Origin of the sequence: Streptomyces incanus, from assembly GCF_042656345.1 — a bacterium.
Lineage (GTDB): Bacteria > Actinomycetota > Actinomycetes > Streptomycetales > Streptomycetaceae > Streptomyces > Streptomyces incanus.
The window spans coordinates 1-2110 of record NZ_JBHSPC010000072.1 but is presented as its reverse complement, the minus strand read 5'-3'; the positions used below and the strand labels follow the sequence as shown (position 1 = coordinate 2110).

3 protein-coding genes are annotated in these 2110 nt (G+C 67.3%); 2 read left to right on the top strand and 1 reads right to left on the bottom strand.

Annotation, left to right across the window (positions count from 1 at the left end):
- Positions 1–66: 66 nt before the first annotated feature.
- Positions 67–381, top strand: a complete 315-nt coding sequence (locus tag ACFP2V_RS22115; protein WP_381215147.1) for a transposase — start codon at positions 67–69, stop codon at positions 379–381.
- A 655-nt stretch (positions 382–1036) separates the two neighbouring features.
- Entirely contained in the window at positions 1037–1783 is a 747-nt protein-coding gene (locus ACFP2V_RS22110) for a reverse transcriptase domain-containing protein (protein WP_381215144.1), read from the top strand.
- Here the strand turns inward: ACFP2V_RS22110 and ACFP2V_RS22105 are convergent.
- Positions 1757–2110 (bottom strand): hypothetical protein (locus ACFP2V_RS22105; RefSeq protein WP_381215141.1); only part of this gene is annotated, 354 nt, incomplete at its 5' end. The genes ACFP2V_RS22110 and ACFP2V_RS22105 overlap by 27 nt on opposite strands.

Sequence of the window (2110 nt, the reverse complement as noted above, 5' to 3'; positions counted from 1 at the left end):
TGATGGGCCTGTTCGCAGCCTCTTTGCCATCTATCGACGTCCTACGATTCCCTTCTTGAGCTCAAGATCCGCGATCAGAAAGCGTCCGGGACCAGCCTGCTTCCCTCGCGCGAGCTGGAGGTGAACGCCGCCTGGCTCACCGCCACCACCCTCGCCGCCGATCTCCGCTGCTGGTTCCAGCTCCTCGCCCTGGACGGCGAGCTCGCCAAGGCCACCCCGAAGACCCTGCGCTACCGCATCCTCCACGTTCCCGCCCGCCTCGTACACGGCCAGCGAAAACGACGCCTGAGCCTGGATCCACCGACGAAAACCGGACCCGAACAGCCTTCGTCCAGGTCAGCGGCCCCATCGGGCCGTTCCGCTCCTTCACCTCTCAGGTGAAGATCGACCAGCGCCCGAAGAGCTGGCTGACCTGGGATGACGCAGCCTGCTCTCCATGGTCATCGGTGGATCCAGGCGTACGTCCAGCAGTCCGATATGTCGGACGAGAAGGAGGTCCGATGTAACTCGGGCGACAAGTTCAGGGCAGCCAGCCGGTGTGAGTCCGGTCCGAGGAGACGCCAGAGTCCTCGGTAGCGGGGCTCCCGGCGTCGGTCGAGAGGCCGGTGTCGAAGTGGAGCGACAACCACCCCCTGGGGGTGCGCAACCGGCCGGTCCGCAACATCAAGTGAAGCCTGCAGCGTCGTCAGCACCGACCCGCGTGAGCGGGGCCAAGGAGGAGCCGAGCCCGTGCCTTAGAGGGCGAAGGCCATGGAAGACGCCTGGGAATCTGGAGCGGGCGTCGAAGAACCTCCCGGCGTAAGGGGCGTGGAACGGTCGGAAGGTTGTCCTGGGAACTGGAGAGGGCCTCCTCGGCCCCGGGTCTGCGGCCCGGGAAGCAGGGCCCGCCTATAACCGGTGGAGCCGGGAAGTGGCGGGCTGTCGAGAGGCAGTCGGAGGGGGTCGTAGTAGTGCCGATCGACGGGACAACACAACCCGTCAGGAGCGAAGGCCCCCTGCTTCATCGATGCGTATCGCGTGTGAGGAGGAGGCTCGGGTGAGTGCCGAAACGGCTAGTTCCACCCGCCGGGAGGAAGGCGTCGCACGATGGGACGGCCGGCCTCTGGACAAGGTCCGTGCCTTGCAGTGGACGCTCTACCGCTGTGCCAAGCAAGATCCCGAACGTCGGTTCCATGCCCTGTATGGCCACATCCTCCGCAGGGATGTCTTGTGGCGGGCCTGGTCCGGCGTGTGTGCGAACCGGGGCGCTCCCGGCGTGGATGGGCTGACCGTTGACGCCGTGGCCGCCTCCGGGGTGGAGGAGTTCCTCCAGGATCTGTCGCAGCAGCTTCGGGCCGGGACCTACCGGCCCTCTTCGCTGCGGCGGGTCATGATCCCCAAGCCGGGGCGGCCGGGAGAGTTCCGGCCGCTTTCTATCCCCACGGTGGCCGATCGGGTGGTGATGACCGCCGCGAAGCTCGTGCTCGAGCCGATTTTCGAGGCAGACTTCCTGCCGGTCAGCTACGGTTTCCGGCCCAAGCGGTCCGCGATCGATGCGTGCGAGAGCGTACGCGTGGAGGCGAACCGGGGTCGGGAGTGGGTGCTAGAAGCGGACATTCGCGACTGTTTCGGGTCGATCCGGCATGACGCCCTCGTGGACCAGGTGGCCCGCCGCGTCGTGGACCGGTCGATGCTGAAACTGATCCGCGGGTGGCTCCGGATCGGGGTGCTGGAGGATGGGGCGACTGGCTCGCCAGGAGCAGGAACCCCACAGGGCTCACCAGTCACGCCCCCAACGCAATAGATAACTCGGCCCGCGGTCGCCCGCCGTGTCACTCTCCGTGTCGGTGTGCGGATCTCGGTGCCGGGTGGCAGGACCGGGCTCGCGGAGAGGGATCCGGTGCCGGATGGTGATCTTCTCGGGTCCGATCAGGACGTCTTTGACCAGGAGCCGCAGAACGCGCTGTTGTTCTTCGACGTCGGCGGTGACCGCGTTGTGGTGGAGCTGGGCGAGGAAGCCTTCCAGGTCGTCGGCGAGCTTCAGGTAGGCCTCGCGGTCGGCGAGTTGGGCTTGCAGGGCGTCGAGCTGGCTGCGCAGGTTCGCCTGGCGGGCCCGCAGCCCGGGCATCCG